The organism is Enterobacter sp. 120016, assembly GCF_018383635.1.
Taxonomy (GTDB): Bacteria; Pseudomonadota; Gammaproteobacteria; order Enterobacterales; family Enterobacteriaceae; genus Enterobacter; species Enterobacter asburiae_D.
This window is the reverse complement of sequence record NZ_JAHAWC010000011.1, coordinates 51,770-73,001: the sequence shown is the minus strand read 5'-3', so window position 1 is coordinate 73,001 and position 21,232 is coordinate 51,770. Positions and strand designations below refer to the sequence as shown.

At 58.2% G+C, this 21,232-nt stretch carries 19 protein-coding genes; 14 read left to right on the top strand and 5 right to left on the bottom strand.

Translation table 11 applies throughout. The annotated features are described in order from the left end of the window. Nucleotides 1-16: 16 nt before the first annotated feature. The 3 genes from KIF87_RS16000 to paaZ all read right to left on the bottom strand — a co-directional run bounded on the left by KIF87_RS16000 (nt 17) and on the right by paaZ (nt 6,679). Nucleotides 17-1,990, bottom strand: a complete 1,974-nt coding sequence (locus KIF87_RS16000; RefSeq protein WP_213329417.1) for an alkyl/aryl-sulfatase — start codon at nt 1,988-1,990, stop codon at nt 17-19. Nucleotides 1,991-2,157: 167 nt separating this feature from the next. After that, nucleotides 2,158-4,434, bottom strand: coding sequence for a primary-amine oxidase (tynA, locus tag KIF87_RS15995; protein WP_213329414.1), 2,277 nt, complete (start codon nt 4,432-4,434; stop codon nt 2,158-2,160). A 205-nt stretch (nt 4,435-4,639) separates the two neighbouring features. Continuing rightward, on the bottom strand, nt 4,640-6,679 hold the full coding sequence (gene paaZ / locus KIF87_RS15990; protein ID WP_213329412.1) for a phenylacetic acid degradation bifunctional protein PaaZ: 2,040 nt from the start codon (nt 6,677-6,679) through the stop codon (nt 4,640-4,642). Between the two features lie 284 nt (nt 6,680-6,963). Here paaZ and paaA point away from each other — a divergent pair, with 284 nt between their 5' ends. The 13 genes from paaA (at nt 6,964) to paaY (ending at nt 18,146) form a co-directional block, all read left to right on the top strand. Then, entirely contained in the window at nt 6,964-7,893 is a 930-nt protein-coding gene (gene paaA, locus KIF87_RS15985) for a 1,2-phenylacetyl-CoA epoxidase subunit PaaA (protein ID WP_349628236.1), read from the top strand. 11 nt (nt 7,894-7,904) lie between these two features. After that, nucleotides 7,905-8,192, top strand: a complete 288-nt coding sequence (paaB, locus tag KIF87_RS15980) for a 1,2-phenylacetyl-CoA epoxidase subunit PaaB (protein ID WP_003857353.1) — start codon at nt 7,905-7,907, stop codon at nt 8,190-8,192. Nucleotides 8,193-8,200: 8 nt separating this feature from the next. Further along, complete coding sequence (gene paaC / locus KIF87_RS15975) at nt 8,201-8,947, top strand: 1,2-phenylacetyl-CoA epoxidase subunit PaaC (protein WP_213329409.1); 747 nt, start codon at nt 8,201-8,203, stop codon at nt 8,945-8,947. Between the two features lie 11 nt (nt 8,948-8,958). Further along, the gene (paaD, locus tag KIF87_RS15970) at nt 8,959-9,456 is read left to right on the top strand and encodes a 1,2-phenylacetyl-CoA epoxidase subunit PaaD (RefSeq protein WP_213329408.1); all 498 of its coding nucleotides are present in this window, start codon (nt 8,959-8,961) and stop codon (nt 9,454-9,456) included. A gap of 7 nt (nt 9,457-9,463) precedes the next feature. Next, entirely contained in the window at nt 9,464-10,534 is a 1,071-nt protein-coding gene (gene paaE, locus KIF87_RS15965) for a 1,2-phenylacetyl-CoA epoxidase subunit PaaE (protein ID WP_213329406.1), read from the top strand. Next, a complete protein-coding gene (gene paaF / locus KIF87_RS15960) occupies nt 10,531-11,298 on the top strand; it encodes a 2,3-dehydroadipyl-CoA hydratase PaaF (RefSeq protein ID WP_213329404.1) in 768 nt (255 codons plus the stop codon). Before paaE ends, paaF begins: the two co-directional genes overlap by 4 nt. Then, nucleotides 11,298-12,086 (top strand): 2-(1,2-epoxy-1,2-dihydrophenyl)acetyl-CoA isomerase PaaG, encoded by a 789-nt coding sequence (gene paaG, locus KIF87_RS15955; RefSeq protein WP_213329553.1) that lies wholly within the window; start codon nt 11,298-11,300, stop codon nt 12,084-12,086. The genes paaF and paaG overlap by 1 nt, the downstream gene beginning before the upstream one ends. 1 nt (nt 12,087) lies before the next feature. Then, nucleotides 12,088-13,512: a 3-hydroxyacyl-CoA dehydrogenase PaaH gene (paaH, locus tag KIF87_RS15950; RefSeq protein WP_213329401.1), complete on the top strand. Its 1,425-nt coding sequence runs from the start codon at nt 12,088-12,090 to the stop codon at nt 13,510-13,512. Next, nucleotides 13,502-13,930, top strand: coding sequence for a hydroxyphenylacetyl-CoA thioesterase PaaI (gene paaI, locus KIF87_RS15945; RefSeq protein WP_045399003.1), 429 nt, complete (start codon nt 13,502-13,504; stop codon nt 13,928-13,930). Before paaH ends, paaI begins: the two co-directional genes overlap by 11 nt. Next, entirely contained in the window at nt 13,923-15,128 is a 1,206-nt protein-coding gene (gene pcaF / locus KIF87_RS15940; protein WP_213329399.1) for a 3-oxoadipyl-CoA thiolase, read from the top strand. Before paaI ends, pcaF begins: the two co-directional genes overlap by 8 nt. A gap of 27 nt (nt 15,129-15,155) precedes the next feature. Further along, complete coding sequence (paaK, locus tag KIF87_RS15935; protein ID WP_047647866.1) at nt 15,156-16,472, top strand: phenylacetate--CoA ligase PaaK; 1,317 nt, start codon at nt 15,156-15,158, stop codon at nt 16,470-16,472. A gap of 132 nt (nt 16,473-16,604) precedes the next feature. Next, nucleotides 16,605-17,540 carry a phenylacetic acid degradation operon negative regulatory protein PaaX gene (gene paaX, locus KIF87_RS15930; RefSeq protein ID WP_021241337.1) on the top strand — a complete coding sequence of 312 codons (936 nt, stop codon included), beginning with the start codon at nt 16,605-16,607 and terminating at the stop codon, nt 17,538-17,540. Between the two features lie 9 nt (nt 17,541-17,549). Continuing rightward, nucleotides 17,550-18,146, top strand: a complete 597-nt coding sequence (gene paaY / locus KIF87_RS15925) for a phenylacetic acid degradation protein PaaY (RefSeq protein WP_023619119.1) — start codon at nt 17,550-17,552, stop codon at nt 18,144-18,146. Between the two features lie 335 nt (nt 18,147-18,481). Here paaY and KIF87_RS15920 read toward each other — a convergent pair whose 3' ends face one another. Further along, nucleotides 18,482-18,955, bottom strand: a complete 474-nt coding sequence (locus KIF87_RS15920) for a hypothetical protein (RefSeq protein ID WP_213329398.1) — start codon at nt 18,953-18,955, stop codon at nt 18,482-18,484. Between the two features lie 211 nt (nt 18,956-19,166). Here KIF87_RS15920 and KIF87_RS15915 point away from each other — a divergent pair, with 211 nt between their 5' ends. Continuing rightward, nucleotides 19,167-19,910, top strand: coding sequence for an SDR family oxidoreductase (locus KIF87_RS15915; RefSeq protein ID WP_213329395.1), 744 nt, complete (start codon nt 19,167-19,169; stop codon nt 19,908-19,910). A gap of 22 nt (nt 19,911-19,932) precedes the next feature. Here KIF87_RS15915 and KIF87_RS15910 read toward each other — a convergent pair whose 3' ends face one another. Further along, on the bottom strand, nt 19,933-21,165 hold the full coding sequence (locus tag KIF87_RS15910; RefSeq protein WP_213329392.1) for a serine hydrolase domain-containing protein: 1,233 nt from the start codon (nt 21,163-21,165) through the stop codon (nt 19,933-19,935). Nucleotides 21,166-21,232: the final 67 nt, after the last annotated feature.

The window sequence follows — 21,232 nt, the reverse complement described above, 5'->3', positions numbered from 1 at the left end:
CCTTTTGCATGCACCGTTACGGTGTCACAATATTAAACCAGAAATCAAACTTGTCCATATAGCTAAGCATGGCATCAAGTTTCGCGCTGTCGCCAGTAATTTTAATATTTCCGCTGTTCTGGGCCTGTTTCAGCGTAACCTCCTTGAGAATGATTTTATTCAGGGTGTCACGGTTAAGCGTCAGCGTAGCGTCCGCCTCTTTTGCTTCAGCGTTCGCCGTGTGGTTCAGCACGCCGTTTTCAAGCTCGAGTTTGTACTTCCCTCCATCGCTGCCTAAATCAATGTTAAACACCGACTTAGCCTCACCGGCTTTTTGTCCGTTGATATGGACAGCCAGATAGTCGAAGAACATCTCTGGCGTCATCGCGCGCACCGTATCCGGGCTTGCGGTATTCGGCGTTGGACCTTTCACCACGCCGTTACGCAGCTCCTGCGCGCCGGTCAGGTAGAAGTTACGCCACGGACCGGATTCAGCCTGATAGCCAAGCTGTTCCAGCGCATCCGCTTCCAGGTTACGTGCCGCCTGGTTATTTGGATCGGCAAAGACCACTTTGCTGACCACCTGCGCCACCCAGCGGTAGTTCCCCTGGTCGAAGTCGGTTTTCGCCTTGTTGAGGATGGCATCCGCGCCGCCCATATACTCCACGAATTTCTTCGCGGCTTCTTCAGGCGGCAGTTCATCCAGCGTCGCCGGGTTGCCGTCAAACCAGCCCAGATACAGCACATAGGTGGCTTTTACGTCATGGCTCACCGAACCGTAATAGCCGCGGTTAGCCCAGGTATGCGCCAGTGAATCCGGGAGCTTGAAGTTCGCAGCGATTTCGTCGCGCGTCAGCCCTTCGTTCGCCATACGCAGCGTCTGATCGTTGATGTAACGATAGAGGTCACGCTGGCTTTTCAGCAGCTTGACCACGTTTTCGTTGCCCCAGGTCGGCCAGTGGTGCTGCGCCATGATGATTTCGGCCTTATCACCCCAGCGCACAATCGCCTGGTTGATGTATTTCGACCACGGCAGCGGCTCGCGGATTTTGGCCCCGCGCAGCGAGTAGGTGTTGTGCAGGGTATGGGTCACGTCCTCAGCGGATTCAATCAGCTTTTTCTCTTCGATATACCAGAGCATTTCGGACGGCGCTTCGGATCCCGGTGCGAGCATAAAATCATAGGTCAGGCCGTCGATAACCTCTTTTTGCCCATCTTTCTCAATGATATTGGTCGGGGCAATCAGCGTGACCGTCCCGGCGGAGGTCGTTGTTCCAAGACCGGCACCCACCTGGCCTTTGGCGTCTGGCTTCAGCAGGTTGCCATACATATAGCTGGCGCGGCGGCTCATCACGTTACCCGCCATGATATTCTCGGCAACGGCCGCTTCCATAAACCCGGCAGGCGCGTAGACCTTCACTTTGCCGGACTTCACGTCGGCTTCATCCACCACGCCGCGCACGCCGCCATAGTGGTCAACGTGGCTATGGGTATAAATAATGGCGACGACCGGTTTTTTGCCGCGATTTTTAAAATAGAGATCCATCCCGACCTTCGCCGTTTCTGCCGACACCAGCGGGTCAACCACGGTAATACCTTCTTTCCCTTCAATGATGGTCATATTTGACAGATCAAGATTTCGGATCTGATATACGCCGTCGGTCACTTCAAACAGGCCGCTAATATTAATCAGCTGAGATTGACGCCATAAGCTGGGATTAACGGAGTCCGGTGCTTTATCGCCTTCTTTAATAAACGAATACTGCTGTGGATCCCAGATAACATTGCCTTGTTCCCCTTTGATAATTTCCTGAGGAATAGGGGCGATAAACCCTTTATGGGCGTCCGTAAAATCGGTGTTGTCGGAGAAAGGAAGCTGATTAAACAGGGCGTTATTGGCTTGTTGCGTTGCGGCCGTGGCATCCTTCGGGGCTTCTGCGGCATACGCGGAGCTAACGGAAATAACAAGTCCAGCCAGAGCAAGACTCCTGACGATCAAATTGAATTTCATCCTAACCTCTCAGTGGTGTATTACGTCGTTCGTTGAAACTTCGTGTCCTGGCTGAAAGTGGTTCAAGAAATGCAAGGGAAATAAACGAGGTAGAAATAACTATAATCGGGGAGAGGTATTCAGCAAGTAAATAGATGAAAAACCGGGCATTGCGCCCGGTGCGTTATTTATTTCTGTACGTCTTTCTTTTTCCCGAGCGTTGGCGTCTCGTCGAAGAAGTTCCACGGTTTAAGCAGGGTATGCACCCATTCCGTCGGCATGATCGGCCACTCCTCCGCGCGGGCGACGTGGGTGGTGCCGGTGGTCATCCAGACCACGTCATCCTGGCCGTTCAGCGACTCATTATCCTTGCTGTACTGCCCCAGGCCCGTGTCGTGGATGGAGCGGTTCGGGAATTTTCCTTCCGGGTAAAGTTCATCCGGATGGTAACGGGTCACCCAAAGCTGTTTGTCCATAAAGCTGAGTCGATGGTAGATCCACTCGTCCGGGGCAAATTTCGCGCCGGTTGCCACCGGGTGCGTACCGCCCGCGTAAGGGATAATCTGGTATGAGACCGGGTTGCCCATGCGGTTCTCTTTACTTGTGTTGCTCAGCAGTCGAATGGTGCCCGGGTCGAATTTCTGCGCCGCCTGCTGCTCGGTATCAATATCGTACTGATTGATCTGCATGGTGCTGGTGCGCGGGCCACCGGCGGTATTCGGCTTCACTTCCGGATCCATGGCCACCAGCTTGTTGTTGATGCCGTCCACGTCCATATCAAGACGGAAGTTGTAGATGTGCTGGTGCGTGGTGCCCACGATATTATGGTCGATCAGCGTGCCGTATTTTGTGTCGTCTTTGGCGGTGGCGTCGTGCATGGTTTTCGCCTGCACGCCTTTCACCGCTTCGATACCCGTCGCGCCGGCATCAATGCCGATGGTGCCATTTTCATGGAACACCCAGTCGAAGATGTAATCGTAATTGCCCACGGTACTCACCCAGCGCACCACCAGCTCGCGGCGCTCGGTGCTGACGTTTGGCTGGCCCATCTCCTGATGCTTGTATTCCGGCCCCGCGTAGCGTTCGAAAATGGCGATCGCGCGCGGGATCTCCATCGGCGCGCCGGTGTAATCCGGGATGGTTTCATTGAGCATCACGGCGTTGGACGGCACGTCTTTACCGCGTACCAGCGGTGAGGTCAGGGTGCCCATACCGTAGTCGCCGGAGTCGAGATAAGCTTTAAAGTACCAGCCCACGTCCGGATCGCCATAAGGGACGATCATGCCGCCGAGCGACCCCTGATACATAATCTGGCGCTTTTTGCCGTTGTCGTTATACGTAACGGTTGAAATCATCGGGCCGACGCGGGAGTCCAGGCTCAGATGGAAATCCCAGTTCTGCCAGTGCACCATATCCCCGGTGATGGTGTAGTTCTTGCCTTCCGGCTCGACGATCTCCAGGGGTTTCTTCTCCGTTTCTACCCGGTCGCGGCCGTCATACGGGCGCGGGGTGAGCGGAACCGGGATGACCGGGCCTTCTTCGATCTTCTGAATTTTCTTCTGCTCAAGATCGACAACCGCGACCAGGTTCTCAATCGGGTGCGCCCAGTAGTTTCCGTCGCCGACATCCAGATAGCTCACCACCTTCAGCAGGCGATCTTCCTGCTTCAGGCCGTCTTTACCGTCGAAATAGCCGACGGTCAGCGGCGTGGTAATCACTTTTTTCGGGTCGGTGATGCCGTGTTTTTTAAGCACCTCGGCGAACTCTGTGCTCTCGTTGATAATCTGCTGAACCGCGGTGAAATCATCCAGCAGCACCATGCCGTGCGCGTCTTTCACCGGTTCCCAGCGCAGGATTTTTTTATCCTTCAGGTCCACCACGCTTTCGATAACGTGCTTTCCATCGAGCATGACGATCTTCGCCTGGCGAGGGGCATCCACTGCCGTACCGTTGAGCACAAAGTCCCACACTTTGGCTTTCTCAGGCTCTGCAAGGGCAATCTGGGTAAAGCGGGTATTTGGTTTAAAGTCCGCCGAGGCTTTGACAATCTCAACGGCCTGCTTAATTTCGTCCGCCGTTAGCGCGTTTAACGGGTGAGGGCGTTTTTCAACCTGGAAGGTCCGATCGAGGCCAGACTGGAAAACATCGTTGATGAAGGTATCGGAAATAAAGGCTTTCTTGCCTTTCATCACCACCGGCACCTCGAGCTTGAGGGTTTTACCGTTGACGATGGCGGTTTTTGCGCCCGGTTTGACCTTCACAAAGGCACCGTCTTTCGCAATGGTGAACATCTGTGCGTAATCATCCCACTGAACGTCCGCGCCAAAGTCCTGCAGCGTTTTGTCCATCGGGACCATATGCGCCTCGCTGCCGTGGGCGAAAACAGGGGATTGCCAGGCGCAACACAGCGCAACGGCCATGGCCAGCGCCGTTCTACGGGCAGAAAAAGAAGAATTGCTTCCCATCGTAGACCTCATCTTGTTGTGTTTATTGTGTTGTGACAGCCTTATCCTGACAGGCCCATGAGAAAAGCGTTTGCCTGCATCTGCCAGGTTATTTGTCAGTCTTGCCAGGTTAAAAAAAGAGCGGAGCGGCGTCACACCTCGGCAGATCATCGTAGGCCGGGTAAGCATCGCGCCACCCGGCAAGAAAGGCGGTGAAGGGAAGGTGTCAGAAATCGCCCCGCTGGCGCGCCACCAGCGTCAGAATGGAGTAGAGCGCCACGGCCTGCTGGTGCTGGTTGAAGATCTCAACCGCCCATTCCACCACGCCGGTCGGTTTTTCCTCGGCGGTACGCTGTTTCTTCAGCGTTTTACGTTTGCAGGTCAGACGCACCTGTATGGTATCGCCCGGTTTAACCGGCTCGATAAAGCGCAGGTTCTCCATGCCGTAGTTAGCAATAACTGGCCCGACGCCCGCATCTACAAACAGCCCCGCTGCGGCGGAGATCAGGAAGTAGCCGTGCACCACGCGCTCGCCGAAGATCGACTCTGCCGCGCCGATCTTATCCATATGGGCATAGAAATGGTCGCCGCTCAGGCAGGCAAAGTTCACAATGTCTGCTTCCGTGAGGGTGCGGCGCGGCGTCAGCAGGCTGTCGCCCGGCTGTAGCTCCTCAAAGTATTTGCGGAACGGATGCACGCGATCTTCCTGCACCGTTGCGCCACGCACCCACTGTTTGCCAATGGCCGCCAGCATCGTCGGACTGCCCTGAATCGCGGTGCGCTGCAGGTAGTGCTTCACCGCGCGCAGGCCGCCCAGCTCTTCGCCGCCGCCCGCACGGCCCGGGCCACCGTGCACCAGCTGAGGAAGCGGGGAGCCGTGGCCGGTAGACTCTTTTGATGATTCCTCATTAAGGATCTGAATACGCCCGTGGGCGCGCGCCGCACCGGCAATAAACTGGCGGGCAATGTCCTGGTCTGCGGTGACCAGCGTACCCGCCAGGCTGCCGCCGCCCGCGCGGGCAAGCTGAATCGCGTGGCGTGCGTTGCGATACGGCATCAGCGTTGCCACCGGGCCGAAGGCTTCGGTAGCGTGGACGGCCGGGGTTTCATCCGGCTGCGGGCAGAACAGCAGGGTCGGCGGGAAGAACGCGCCCGCGGCCTGCATATCCGCTTTGCCACCCAGACGGATCTGGCAGCCTGCGGCGATCAGTTGCTCCACTTTCTCCTGCACGTCCGCCCGCTGTTCGGCGTTGACCAGCGCACCCATCTTCACCCCTTCCTGCGCCGGGTCGCCCACCACCACCTTTTCCAGGCGGGCAATCAGCGCCTGGCTCACGGCGTCAATCTGGTTTTGCGGGACGATAATCCGGCGAATGGCCGTACATTTTTGCCCGGCCTTAGCGGTCATCTCGCGGACCACTTCCCGGATGAACAGGGCAAATTCCGGCTGTTCCGGCGTGACGTCTTCCCCCAGCACGCAGCAATTCAGGGAGTCGGCTTCCATGGTGAACGGAATCGAATTCGCCACAATATTCGGGTGCACGCGCAGGCTTTGCCCTGTACTGGCGGAGCCGGTAAAGGTCACCACGTCCTGGCTGTCGAGCTGGTCAAGGAGATCCCCCGCGCCGCCGCAGATCAGGCTGATGGCACCGTCCGGCACCAGTCCGCTGTCCACGATGGATTTCACCATCGCCTGCGTCACCTGCGCGGTAGCGGTAGCGGGTTTAATGATGGCGGGCATCCCGGCAAGCCAGGTCGGCGCCAGCTTTTCCAGCATCCCCCAGCAGGGGAAGTTAAAGGCGTTGATGTGCACCGCCACCCCGGATTTGGAGGTCAGGACGTGGCGCGCCGCAAAGCCGCCTTCTTTCGACAGCGGGATTAACTCGTCTTCCGGCCACAGCGTGTCATCCGGCAGCTCGCGGCTCCCCAGGCTGGCGTAAGTGAAGAGGGTGCCGATGCCGCCTTCAATATCTACCCAGCTGTCCGCCTTCGTCGCGCCCGTCTGGGCCGACAGGGCATAAAACGTCTCTTTCTCGCTAAGCAGGTGCTTTGCCACCGCCTTCAGCATGGCCGCACGTTCGATAAAGGTCATCTCGTGAAGCGCTTCACCGCCGCGCTCAATCGCATAGCGACGGGCGGCCGCCATGTCCAGGCCTTCGCTGGTCACGCTCCACAGCGCTTCGCCGCTGACGGCGTGATGAATAGTGCGTTCGCGGCCCCGGCCAGACTGCCAGGTACCGGACACGAAGCTGGCTAACTGCTGCATCGCTTATCTCCAAATGTTACGTAATTTACTCATTAATAGTTTAATCACGAATCATAAAAATCAAGCTGAGTTTTAATGAATTGTTAACATTGTGATCCGGTCTGATGAATTGCAGCGCGTAAAGCGACTGTTCAGAGGGCGCGCAGCAAAAGCCTTGCGAGCAACATCACAAAACCAGGAAACAATTCTTGGGGTTATATTTAACCTTTGTGTAACTTTTAAAAAACAAAGTGATTCAACATTACGCTTTAATTTGCAAACTAACGAATCATAAAGGTGATGACGTGACGCAAGAACAACGGTTTGAGCAGCGCATAGCGCAGGAGACGGCGATTGAGCCTCAGGACTGGATGCCTGACGCCTACCGTAAGACGTTGATCCGCCAGATTGGCCAGCATGCGCACTCCGAAATCGTCGGCATGCTGCCGGAGGGGAACTGGATCGCCCGCGCGCCGACGCTGCGCCGAAAAGCGATCCTGCTGGCGAAAGTGCAGGACGAAGCCGGGCACGGGCTCTACCTCTACAGCGCGGCGGAAACGCTGGGCTGCGCGCGGGAAGACATCTACCAGAAGATGCTCGACGGCAAGATGAAATACTCCTCCATCTTCAACTATCCGACCCTGAGCTGGGCCGATATCGGCGTGATCGGCTGGCTGGTGGACGGCGCCGCTATCGTCAACCAGGTGGCGCTGTGCCGGACCTCCTACGGTCCGTATGCCCGCGCGATGGTGAAAATCTGTAAAGAAGAGAGCTTCCACCAGCGCCAGGGCTTTGAGGCCTGCATGGCGCTGGCGCAGGGCAGCGAGGCCCAGCGCCAGATGCTGCAGGACGCCATCAACCGCTTCTGGTGGCCCGCGCTGATGATGTTCGGGCCGAACGACGACAACTCGCCGAACAGCGCCCGCAGTCTGGCCTGGAAAATCAAACATTTCGGCAATGACGAACTTCGCCAGCGCTTTGTCGACAACACGGTGCCGCAGGTGGAGATGCTGGGCATGACGGTGCCGGATCCCGACCTGCGTTTGGATGAAGAGAGCGGTCATTATCGCTTCGGCGAGATCGACTGGCAGGAGTTTGACGAGGTCATTAACGGGCGCGGCATCTGCAACCACGAACGCCTGGCCGCCAAACGCAAAGCCTGGGAAGAGGGGGCGTGGGTGCGGGAAGCCGCACTGGCGCACGCGGAAAAACAACACGCCCGCAAAGTGGCTTAAGAGGAATCACGATGAGCAATGTCTACTGGCCGCTGTACGAAGTGTTCGTACGCAGCAAACAAGGGTTATCCCACCGTCACGTGGGCAGTCTGCATGCCGCCGACGATCGCATGGCGCTGGAAAATGCGCGTGATGCCTACACCCGCCGCAGCGAAGGGTGTTCTATCTGGGTGGTTAAGGCGAGCGAAATTGTCGCCTCCCAGCCGGAAGAGAGCGGTGAGTTCTTCGACCCGGCGGAAAGCAAGGTTTACCGCCATCCGACGTTCTACACCATCCCTGACGGCATCGAGCATATGTGAGGCAAAGAATGAATTCAGTGACTGCCTATGCCCTGCGTCTGGGCGACAACGGTCTGGTGCTCTCCCAGCGCCTCGGCGCCTGGTGCGGCCACGCGCCGGAGCTGGAAATTGACCTCGCGCTCGCCAATATCGGTCTCGACCTGCTGGGCCAGGCGCGCAATTTCCTGACCTATGCCGCGGAACGGGAAGGCCAGGGTGATGAAGACACGCTGGCGTTTGGCCGCGACGAGCGCCAGTTCCGCAACGTCCTGCTAGTGGAGCAGCCGAACGGCAGCTTCGCCGACACGATTGCCCGCCAGTACCTAATGGATGCCTGGAACGTGGCGCTGTACGAACGCCTGACCCAAAGCAGCGACGGCCAGCTTGCCGCCATTGCCGCCAAAGCGATTAAAGAGGCGCGCTACCACCTGCGCTTCAGCCGAGGCTGGCTGGTGCGTCTTGGCGACGGGACCGAAACGTCCGCGCAAAAGATGCAGCAGGCCATCGACGGCCTGTGGCGTTTTACGGCGGAGCTGTTTGAAGCAGATGAGGTCGAGCTGGCGCTGATTGATGCCGGCGTGGCGGTTGACCCGCGCGTTCTGCGCCAGCCGTGGGAAAGCGAAGTATTTGCCGGTCTCAAGGACGCCAATCTGACGGTGCCCGCAGAGGTGGCCTACCGCACCGGGGGCAAGAAGGGGCTGCATACTGAACATCTGGGCCCGATGCTGGCGGAGATGCAGTATCTCCAGCGCGCGTATCCCGGTCAGCAGTGGTAAAGGAGAACGCTATGCAACGCCTCGTCGACATCGCGCCTGCGCAAATTCCGCAGATCTGGGCGCTGTTAAGCCAGATCCCCGATCCGGAAGTGCCGGTGTTAACCATCACCGATTTAGGCATGGTGCGCAGCGTGAAGGCGCAGGGGGAAGGCTGGGTTATTGGCTTCACGCCAACCTACTCGGGCTGCCCGGCAACGGAACACCTGCTGGGGGCAATCCGCGACGCGATGACCAGGCGCGGCTTTACCCCGGTGCACATTGTGCTCCAGCTTGACCCCGCCTGGACCACCGACTGGATGACCGCCGACGCGCGCGAGCGCCTGCGGGCGTACGGCATCAGTCCGCCCGTAGGGCATAGCTGTCACGCGCACGCGCCTTTGGAGGTGAGCTGCCCGCGCTGCGCCAGCACCGATACCTCGCTTATCAGTGAATTTGGCTCGACGGCCTGCAAAGCGCTCTACCGCTGCAATACCTGCCGCGAGCCATTCGACTATTTCAAATGTATTTGAGGCTGCCATGACAACGTTTCATTCATTAACAGTGGCAAAAGTGGAACCCGAAACCCGCGACGCGGTGACCATCACGTTCGCGGTGCCGCAGGCGCTGCAGGACGCCTACCGCTTCCGCCCCGGCCAGCACCTGACGTTAAAAACGAAGCTTGACGGGGACGAGCTGCGCCGCTGCTACTCCATCTGCCGGAGTACCGCCCCGGGCGAGATCAGCGTGGCGGTCAAAGCCATCGACGGCGGGCGCTTTTCCCGCTACGCCCGGGATGAGATCAAAGCTGGCATGGCGCTGGAGGTGATGGTTCCTCAGGGGCAGTTTGGCTACCAGCCGCAGGCTGAACGTGAAGGTCACTATCTGTCGATTGCGGCAGGCTCCGGGATCACCCCGATGCTGGCGATTATCTCCGCAACGCTTGCGACCGAACCCAACAGCCATTTCACCCTGATCTACGGCAACCGCAGCAGCCAGAGCATGATGTTCCGTCGGGCGCTGGCGGACCTGAAGGACAAATACCCGCAGCGGCTGCAGCTGGTCTCTATCTTCAGCCAGGAGCGGCTGGACAGCGATCTGCTTTTTGGCCGCATCGACGGGGAAAAGCTGCAGGCGCTGGCGAAAACCCTGATCAACTTCCGCCAGTACGACGAGGCGTTTATCTGCGGCCCGTCGGCGATGATGGACGACGCCGAAGCCGCCCTGAAAGCGCTGGGGATGCCGGACAAAGCGATTCACCTTGAGCGTTTTAACACCCCGGGGATCTCCGTTAAGCGCGCGGTGCACGTACAGTCGGAAGGGCAGAAAGTGACCGTCCGCCAGGACGGGCGCGACCGTGAAATCACCCTGACGGCGGATGACGAAAGCATCCTGGATGCAGCCCTGCGCCAGGGGGCGGATCTCCCGTATGCCTGCAAGGGCGGCGTGTGCGCCACCTGTAAATGCAAAGTACTGCGCGGGAAGGTGGACATGGCGACCAACTACAGCCTGGAGCCGGACGAGCTGGCCGCCGGATACGTGCTGAGCTGCCAGTCGCTGCCGTTAACCGCCGACGTGATCGTCGACTTCGACGCCAAGGGGATGGCATGAGCGAACTGATTGTTACCCGTCATGGCCGCGTGCTGCAGCTGACGCTCAACCGTCCGGCAGCGCGCAACGCCCTCCACAATGCGCTGTTGACGCAGCTTGCTGAGCAGCTTGAGGCCGCCGCCGTGGATGCTGACATCGCCGTCTGCGTGATTTACGGCAGCGAGCGCTGCTTTGCCGCCGGGGCCGATCTCAACGAAATGGCGGAGAAAGACCTGCCCGCCACCCTGAACGATATCCGCCCGCAGCTGTGGGCGCGCATTAACGCGTTCAGCAAACCGCTGATCGCTGCCGTGAACGGCTTCGCGCTGGGCGCAGGCTGCGAGCTGGCGCTGCTGTGCGACGTGGTCATTGCTGGCGATAACGCCCGTTTTGGTCTGCCGGAAATCACGCTGGGCATTATGCCCGGCGCGGGCGGCACCCAGCGTCTTATCCGCAGCGTCGGTAAATCCCTTGCCAGCAAAATGGTGCTGACCGGCGAGAGTATTTCCGCGCAGCAGGCGCTGAGCGCGGGGCTGGTCAGCGATGTTTTCCCGCCAGCGCTGACGCTGGAGTATGCCCTGAAGCAGGCGGCGCTGATGGCGCGCCACTCTCCGCTGGCGCTGCAGGCGGCGAAACAGGCGCTGCGCCAGTCTCAGGAGGTACCGCTCCAGGCCGGGCTCGCGCAGGAGCGCCAGCTGTTTACGCTGCTGTCTGCCACCGAAGACCGCCGGGAGGGCATCGACGCCTTCTTACAAAAACGCACCCCCGACTTTAAAGGACGCTAATTGTGGAATTTATTCTCAGTCATGTTGAGCAGGGCGTAATGACCATTACGCTGAACCGTCCGGAGCGTCTGAACAGCTTCAATGACGTGATGCATCAGCAGCTTGCCGAATGCCTGAAGCAGGCCGAGCGTGATGACGCTATCCGCTGCCTGCTGATCACCGGGGCGGGACGTGGTTTCTGTGCCGGTCAGGATCTGAACGACCGCAACGTCGACCCCAGCGGCCCGGCGCCGGATCTGGGGATGTCCGTTGAAACTTTCTATAACCCGCTGGTGCGCCGCCTGGCAAAGCTGCCGAAACCGGTCATTTGTGCCGTTAACGGCGTGGCGGCCGGCGCAGGGGCCACGCTGGCGCTGGGGTGTGACATGGTCATTGCCGCCCGTTCCGCCAACTTCGTGATGGCCTTCAGCAAGCTCGGCCTGGTGCCGGACTGCGGCGGCACCTGGCTGCTGCCGCGCGTGGCCGGACGCGCCCGCGCCATGGGGCTGGCGCTGCTCGGTGACAAACTCAGCGCCGAACAGGCGCAGGCGTGGGGAATGATCTGGCAGGTGGTGGATGACGAACAGCTCTCCACTACGGCGCAGCAGATGGCGCTGCATTTTGCCTCTCAGCCGACCTTCGGGCTGGGTCTGATCAAGCAGGCCATCAATGCCGCGGAAACCAACACCCTGGACGCCCAGCTCGATCTGGAGCGCGACTATCAGCGCCTGGCCGGACGCAGCGACGATTACCGCGAGGGCGTCAGCGCCTTCCTGGCGAAGCGCGCGCCGAACTTTACGGGGAAATAAGATGCTGAACATACGCACTGTCGCCGTGATTGGCAGCGGCACGATGGGCGCAGGGATTGCCGAAGTCGCCGCCAGCCATGGTCACCAGGTTCTGATCTACGACATCTCCAGCGATGCGATATCGCGCGCCATCGACGGGATCCGCCAGCGTCTGGCCTCCCGGGTGACGCGCGGAAAACTCTCCGCCGATGCCGGGAGCCAGATCCTTGCCCGGCTGCTTCCGGTAACGGATATCGAGGCGCTCTCCGCGGCCGATCTGGTCATTGAAGCGGCCTCCGAGCGTCTGGAGGTGAAAAAGGCGCTGTTTGCACAGCTGGCTGAGATCTGCCCGCCGCAGACGGTGTTGACCAGCAATACCTCTTCCATCTCCGTCACGGCGATTGCGGCGGACATCCACCACCCGGAGCGGGTCGCAGGGCTGCACTTCTTTAACCCAGCGCCGGTGATGAAGCTGGTGGAGGTGGTCAGCGGGCTGGCGACCTCTCCGGAAGTAGCAGACGCGCTGTGCGAGCTGGCGCTGAACTGGGGCAAACAGCCCGTTCGCTGCCAGTCAACGCCGGGGTTCATCGTCAACCGCGTCGCCCGTCCGTTCTATTCCGAAGCCTGGCGCGCGCTGGAAGAGCAGGTCGCGCCGCCGGAGGTGATTGATGCCGCCCTGCGCGAAGGCGGCGGTTTCCCGATGGGGCCGCTGGAGCTGACCGACATGATTGGTCAGGACGTGAATTTCGCGGTGACCTGCTCGGTGTTTAACGCCTTCTGGCAGGAGCGTCGTTTTCTGCCTTCGCTGGTGCAGCAGGAGCTGGTGCTGGCAGGAAGACTGGGCAAAAAGAGCGGGAAGGGCGTCTACGACTGGCAGGGTGACAAACCCGAGGTGCGGTGGGTGCCAGCCGTTAACGACAGCTACAGCCCGATGCGCGTGGAAAAGAGACGTGACGGCGTCACCGAAATTGATGATGTATATCTGATTGAAACGCAGGGGGAAACCGCTCAGGCGCTGGCGCTGCGGCTCAACGGCGCGGTGGTGGTAGTGGACCGCATTGAGCGCGATGTGGCGGTGATTGCAGCGGCCGCCAGCAACCCGCACACCGCGACGCAAAAGGTCATCCGCTACCTACAGCAGCAGGGTAACCGGGTGGTGCAAATTGCCGATTATCCCGGCCTGCTGGTCTGGCGCACGCTGGCGATGATTGCCAACGAAGCGCTGGATGCCCTGCAAAAAGGGGTCGCCAGCGAGAAGGACATCGATACCGCCATGCGCCTGGGCGTGAACTACCCGAGCGGGCCGATCGCCTGGGGCGAGCGTCTGGGCTGGCAGCGGCTGCTGACGCTGCTGGAGAACCTGCAGCGTCATTACGGCGAAGAGCGCTATCGCCCCTGTTCACTGCTGCGCCAGCGTGCGCTTCTGGAGAGTAGCTATGAGTCATAACGCCTGGCATAACGCCCGCGCGATGTACGAACGGGACGCCTGCGCGCAGGCGATGGGGATGGACATTGTCGACATGGATGAAGGCTACGCGGTGGTGACCATGACCATCACCCCGCAGATGCTTAACGGCCACAAAACCTGCCACGGCGGACAGCTTTTTTCGCTGGCAGACACCGCCTTTGCCTACGCCTGCAACAGCCAGGGGCTGGCGGCGGTAGCCTCTGGCTGCTCGATTGATTTTCTGCGTCCGGGCTTTGCCGGGGACACGCTCACCGCCACCGCGCGGGTGATGCATCAGGGCAAGCTGACCGGCGTGTATGACATTGAAATCCAGAACCAACAACAGAAAACCGTCGCCCTTTTTCGCGGAAAATCTCACCGCATCGGCGGCAGCGTGACAGGAGAGGCAGATGCGTGACGCATTTATTTGTGATGGCGTTCGAACCCCGGTGGGGCGCTACGGCGGCGCGCTTTCCGCAGTCCGAGCCGACGATCTCGGCGCCGTGCCGCTGCGCGCGCTGCTGGCCCGCTATCCGCAGCTCGACATTGAGCAGATCGATGATGTGATCTTCGGCTGCGCCAACCAGGCGGGGGAAGATAACCGCAACGTAGCGCGCATGTCGTCCCTGCTCGCCGGGCTGCCGCAGACGGTGTCCGGAACCACCATTAACCGCCTGTGCGGGTCGGGGCTGGACGCGATTGGTTTTGCGGCGCGCGCCATTAAGGCGGGCGATGGCGACCTGCTGATCGCGGGCGGCGTGGAGTCCATGTCCCGCGCGCCGTTTGTGATGGGCAAAGCCACCGCCGCGTTTCAGCGTCAGGCGGAGATCTTTGATACCACCATCGGCTGGCGATTTGTGAATCCGCTCATGCATCAGCAATTCGGAACTGACAGTATGCCGGAAACGGCAGAGAATGTAGCTGAATTGTTAAATATCAGCCGTGCCGATCAGGACGCGTTCGCGCTGCGCAGCCAGCAGCGTACCGCGCAGGCGCAGCAGAACGGCATTCTGGCGCAGGAGATTGTGCCGGTACTGGTGCCGGGCAAAAAAGGGGCGGTCACTGAGTTCAGCGTGGATGAACATCCGCGCGCGGACACCACGCTCGCGCAGCTCGCCGGTCTGAAAACGCCGTTCCGTAAGAACGGGGTGGTTACGGCGGGAAATGCCTCCGGCGTCAACGACGGCGCTGCGGCGCTGATCGTCGCCAGCGAGAAGATGGCGCTGGCGCAGGGGTTAGTCCCGCGCACGCGGATCGTGGCGATGGCGACGGCAGGCGTGGAGCCACGTCTGATGGGGCTTGGCCCGGTACCCGCTACCCGTAAGGTGCTGGAGCGCGCCGGACTCAGTATTAACGATATGGACGTTGTCGAGCTTAACGAAGCTTTCGCCTCGCAGGCGCTGGGCGTTCTGCGTCAGCTGGGCCTGCCGGATGATGCCGCGCACGTCAACCCGAACGGTGGCGCGATTGCGCTGGGCCACCCGCTGGGCATGAGCGGTGCCAGACTGGCGCTGGCCGCGAGCAACGAACTGCACCGACGCGGCGGGCGCTACGCGCTGTGTACGATGTGCATCGGTGTGGGTCAGGGCATTGCCATGATCCTTGAGCGTGTTTGAGCATAAAAACAATGTGAGTACCCTACAATGACAAATACAACAAAGCTTGATCCGATTGAAACGGCCTCCCTTGACGAGTTACAGGCGCTGCAGACCGAGCGTCTGAAATGGACGCTGCATCACGCCTACAACAACGTGCCGATGTACAAACGCAAGTTTGACGCCGCGGGCGTTCACCCTGACGATTTCAAAGAGCTGGCGGATATCCGCAAATTCCCGTGCACCACCAAGCAGGACCTGCGGGATAACTATCCGTTCGATACCTTTGCCGTGCCGATGGAGCAGGTGGTGCGCATTCACGCGTCATCCGGCACCACCGGCAAACCGACCGTTGTCGGCTACACGCAGGGCGATATCGACAACTGGGCCAATCTGGTGGCCCGCTCCCTGCGCGCGGCGGGCGGCAGCGCGAAGGACAAAATTCACGTGGCGTATGGCTATGGTCTGTTTACCGGTGGGCTGGGCGCGCACTACGGCGCCGAGCGTTTAGGCGCGACGGTGATCCCGATGTCCGGCGGCCAGACGGAGAAACAGGCACAGCTGATCCGTGATTTCCAGCCGGACATGATCATGGTCACGCCATCCTACTGCCTCAACCTGATTGAAGAGCTGGAGCGCCAGATGGGCGGCGATGCCAGCGGCTGTTCCCTGCGCGTGGGCGTCTTCGGCGCCGAGCCGTGGACGCAGGCCATGCGTCGCGAAATTGAAAAACGCTTAGGTATTACGGCGCTGGATATCTATGGCCTCTCCGAGGTGATGGGGCCGGGCGTGGCGATGGAGTGTATCGAAACCGTCGACGGGCCAACCATCTGGGAAGATCACTTCTACCCGGAGATCGTCAACCCGAACGACGGCACGCCGCTGGATGACGGTCAGCAGGGCGAACTGCTGTTCACCACGCTGACCAAAGAGGCGCTGCCGGTGATCCGCTACCGGACCCGCGACCTGACGCGCCTGCTCCCGGCAACCGCGCGCAGCATGCGTCGTATGGACCGGATCAGCGGCCGCAGTGATGATATGCTGATCATCCGCGGCGTCAACGTCTTCCCGTCGCAGCTGGAAGAGGAGATCGTGAAGTTCGAACACCTTTCTCCACACTACCAGCTGGAGGTGAACCGTCGCGGGCATCTTGATTCACTTTCCGTGAAGGTGGAGCTGAAAGAGAGTAGCCTCACGCTGACGCACGAGCAGCGCTGTCAGGTTTGCCACCAGCTGCGCCACCGCATTAAGTCGATGGTGGGGATTTCAACCGACGTGACGATTGTGAACTGCGGCAGCATCCCGCGCTCCGAGGGGAAAGCCTGCCGGGTGTTTGACCTGCGTAAAGTTGCTGCCAACGGTTGAGTTTCCCTCACCCAGCCCTCTCCCAAAGGGAGAGGGTGTAAGAAGTTCCCTCTCCCTTTGGGAGAGGGTTAGGGTGAGGGGCTATCCCAGAATCCTATGCTATGATTCATCCAGGACAAAAATAACAACAGAATGAATCACATGAATAAACTCGACGCCTTCATCCAGCACGCGGTCAGCTCCGTTCCCGTCAGCGGGACCTCGCTTATCTCCTCGTTATACGGTGACGCGCTTTCCCATCGCGGCGGTGAGATTTGGCTCGGCAGCCTGGCCGCCCTGCTGGAAGGCATGGGGTTTGGCGAGCGCTTCGTGCGCACCGCGCTGTTTCGCCTCAACAAAGAGGGCTGGCTGGACGTTTCCCGCATCGGGCGTCGCAGCTTTTACCGCCTGAGCGACAAAGGGCTGCGCCTGACGCGTCGCGCGGAGAATAAGATCTACCGCGCGGAGCTGCCCGCCTGGGACGGCAAATGGTTATTGCTGCTTTCAGAAGGGCTGGATAAAACCACCCTTGCCGACGTCAAAAAACAGCTGATCTGGCAGGGGTTTGGCACCCTGGCACCGAGCCTGATGGCCTCGCCGTCGCAGCATCTGGCGGACGTGCAGTCCCTGCTTCACGATGCCGGGGTGGCGGAAAACGTGATTTTCTTTGAAGCCCACTCGCCGCTGGCGCTCTCCCGCGCCGCGCTGCGTTCACGGGTGGAAGAGTGCTGGCAGTTAACCGAGCAAAATGCGATGTACGAGTCCTTTATCAATTCGTTCCGCCCGCTGCTGCCGCTGCTGAAAGAGGCCGCGCCGGAGGAGCTGACGCCGGAACGCTGTTTCCAGATCCAGCTGCTGCTGATTCATTTTTATCGTCGCGTGGTGCTGAAAGACCCGCTGCTGCCGGAAGAGTTGCTGCCCGCGCACTGGGCGGGGCAAAGCGCCCGACAGCTCTGCATTAACATCTATCAGCGTGTCGCGCCGGGGGCGCTGGCGTTTGTCAGCGAGAAGGGCGAAACCTCCGTGGGCGAACTGCCCGTGCCCGGAACGCTTTACTATCAACGCTTTGGTGGTCTTACAAGCGCATAAGGAGTGAAGATGCCAGTTTATCAAATTGACGGTCTGACGCCGGTCGTGCCTGACGAGAGCTATGTTCACCCGACGGCGGTGCTGATTGGGGACGTGATTCTGGGCAAAGGCGTTTATGTTGGTCCTAACGCCAGCCTGCGCGGTGATTTTGGCCGTATCGTGGTGAAAGACGGTGCCAACATTCAGGACAACTGCGTGATGCACGGTTTCCCGGAGCAGGACACGGTGGTGGAAGAGGACGGGCATATCGGCCACAGCGCCATTCTCCACGGCTGCGTGATCCGTCGCAATGCGCTGGTGGGCATGAACGCGGTGGTGATGGACGGCGCGGTCATCGGTGAAAACAGCATCGTCGGCGCGGCGGCGTTCGTGAAGGCGAAAGCGGAGATGCCCGCCAACCATTTGATTATCGGTAGCCCTGCCAAAGCGATTCGCGAACTCAGCGAGCAGGAGCTGGCATGGAAGCAGCAGGGCACGCGGGAGTATCAGGTGCTGGTGGAGCGCTGCAAGCTCACTATGCACCAGGTGGAGCCGCTGCGCGAGGCTGAGCCTGACCGAAAACGGCTGACGTTTGATGAGAATTTAAGGCCGAAGTCGGCGGTGTAGGGGGAAAGTCCGCTTCGTGGCAGGAGCGGGCATTGCCTTAGATCGATTATCGTTTTATAAACACTGACATGTAATGAGGACAATCACTATGCTCCTTGAGAAGCTTATTAGACTTGAATGTTCTCTACATGGCGACATGCGAAAAGACAGGGAATGGCTTGAACAGATACTTCATAAAGAATTTAGAGAAATAACACGCACAGGCGTGTTAGTCACTCGTAAAGAGACAATAGAATGCCTTTCTGCTGAAATAAATGCGCACACTGGTGTTTCATCAAGGGACTCCCGAGTTGAAAGAGAGTTAGATATAAAATCGAAGTATGGCGCAGTATAAATTATTCATCAAAGTTAAATTCAAGTATAAATAAACCATTATCCGAGTTCAGTAAAATGGATTCCCAACAAGTTGCATACCAAACAGGCGGAATCATATTGACACGGTAAATATGAGGGGTGTGAACAAGTTGATTGAGCAACTCTAAAAAACCATCCTGTAAAGGTTTTAATTGATCACGCAGTACTTCTGCTCTACCAAAACGGAAAAACCAAGTTTTTATACTATCACTGAACTGACTTTTGCTAATGTTCTCGATTTTGATATGCCAGTAATCTAAGGCCGTATTGGGATAGGTTGCCGCGATATGGTCTTCTATGGATTTTAACAATGAGCCAGTATTTTTAAGGTGGGTGAATGAATAATCAACTTTTGGATAATCGGCCCCATTTAGACTTTCGATGGCACACAGATAACCGTTAATTTTTTCAACGTCAAGTTTTATAAACTCATCGCTCATTCTTTTGTATTGCATAGCGCCATATTCCTTCTAACTCATGTTTTCCGTGAAGTGCGAGCGTTAAAGAAGCTATTATATGTTTTTAATTCTTAAATACAACGCGGAGACAGTTGATGACGTTCAAGCGCTTTTTCCCATTGTAAATGGCACTAACGGGAAGATGTTACTCACCTCATCATGCTATTAATCCTCGACACAGATTTATCACGACAGAGGACGCGGAGTTATGCTGAGGGGTAAAAGAGCTGTTATCACGGGTGGCGGCGGGGGATTTGGTCAGGCGCTGTGCGTCTGGCTTGCCCGAGAGGGCGTTGAAGTGGATTTTAGCGCCCGTCGGGCGGTGGATATTCAAAAAACCTGCAGCCTCATCGCGGCTGAAGGTGGTGAGGCGAAAGGGTATCTATGTGATTTAGCCCTGCCGGAATCCATTTCTAAGTTTTCTTCGCAGGTCTTACATTCAGACAGGCCAATCGATATTTTAATTCTGAATGCTGCTCAGTGGTTGTCTGGGGCAATAGACGAACATTCGAGCACAGAAATCTTCAATACCGTCAGTTCAGGCCTGACAGGTTCAATCCTGCTCACCCAGGCAATGCTTCCGGGTTTAAGACGCTCAGACAGTGCAGACATCATTGCGATTATATCTGCGTGCGGTATTCCGAATTTTACAGATTCGATTGCCCATCCCGCTTTTTTTGCCAGCAAACACGGGCTCAGCGGCTTTACAACAAAACTGTCAGAACACTTATCCAAAGAAAACATTCGGGTAACAGGGTTATATCCGCCTGATTTTGAACTGACCGGTTTAGATGCGCATGTCGATAATCAATCAAGAATGGGGGAGCGTCTGATGAACGGATGGTCAATCTGGGAAACGATTCGTTTTGTACTGACTCAGCCTCGAAGTTGCCATATTAGTACTGTCTACTTTCAGGGGCCGACTCGAGAAGATCTTGCGCATCAGGCCTGAATCTGACGGCGGGCGTTCACTACTATTGCTGATAAACGCGTTTTGGCATCTCATTAATCGCAAAGCGGCTGCTGGGGCTCTGGCTGTCTTTTTTCGCCATATCCATTAATAGCGCGATGCCAATGTAATTACTCCAGTTAAAGGTATTTTGCAGCACCACCACCGCATTGCCTTTTTCTTTGTCATAGCCGATAAAGCTGGAGTAGCCGCCGATATAGCCGACCTGGTAGGTGATTTTTTCCAGACCGATAAAGTCGGTGGTCCAGGCAATACCCTGTACCCCGTCGGGACGTTGAATATCGGTATTTCTCACTTCGGCAAAGACATTGTCCAGCAAGGGATTGTGGGTCGTTGAGACGTGATAGCGGGCATAGGTCGCCAGATCTTCGGCGTTACTGTATAGGCTCGCTGCCGCCACCATGTTATTGGAAAAATGCCAGTCAGGGGTGAGCTGCCCGCGCGGGATAAATTTCGGCTGATCGCCCGCGTGGCCAAGCGCACGCTGGGGGTACCCTTTTAGCTGCCGGGGCGTAAAGCTGCTGTTAGCCATTTGCAGCGGATGGAAAATATAGCGCGAGGCTAAACTCTGGATATCTTCGCCGGTTTTGTGTTTCAGAATATAGCCGATCAGCGCGTAGCCGGTATTGGAGTATTGCGGCACTTTATCCTTTGGCGCTCGCCAGTCGGCGAGGTAGCGCAGCACGTTATCGCTATCCAGCTCACCGTAGAAATTATCGCCCGTGCTTAAGTAGCTGATGAATTTTCCAAGCATCGGAACATCCATATTCTGACGCGGCAGGCCGGAGGTGTGGGTTACCAGTTCAAGCAGGGTGATTTTTTGTGCATCCGCGCTAAGCGGCGTCCCCGGCGGAAGCATTGTCGCCAGGTTATCGTTCCAGTTCAGTTGCCCTTCATTCACCAAACAAGCCACCACTTCCGCCGTGATCCCTTTGCTGAGCGAGCCAAGCGCAAACAGGGTGTCGGGCCTGACCGGATAGCGATTGACCGCATCGGTTACGCCCCAGGTATAAAACTGCGGTGAGCCGTGATTATGGATCACCGCGACCGTCATCCCGGGAACGGATTTTTGCGCCATGTAGTGACGCACCACGCTGTCAACGTCGCCATCCAGCGAATCATGAGTGAGAAGTTCCTGAGTACCTTCCGGGGAGGACATTTGCGAGAGCGTGCCACAACCGCTGAGGAGTGGGAGAGTAAGCAGAAGCCAGTGAATTTTTTTTGTTATGTTCTGCATACCTGATAGCGAGTGTGGTGGTCATTGACGCGCCAGGAATGTATCACAAATAGCCAGCTTGAATGTA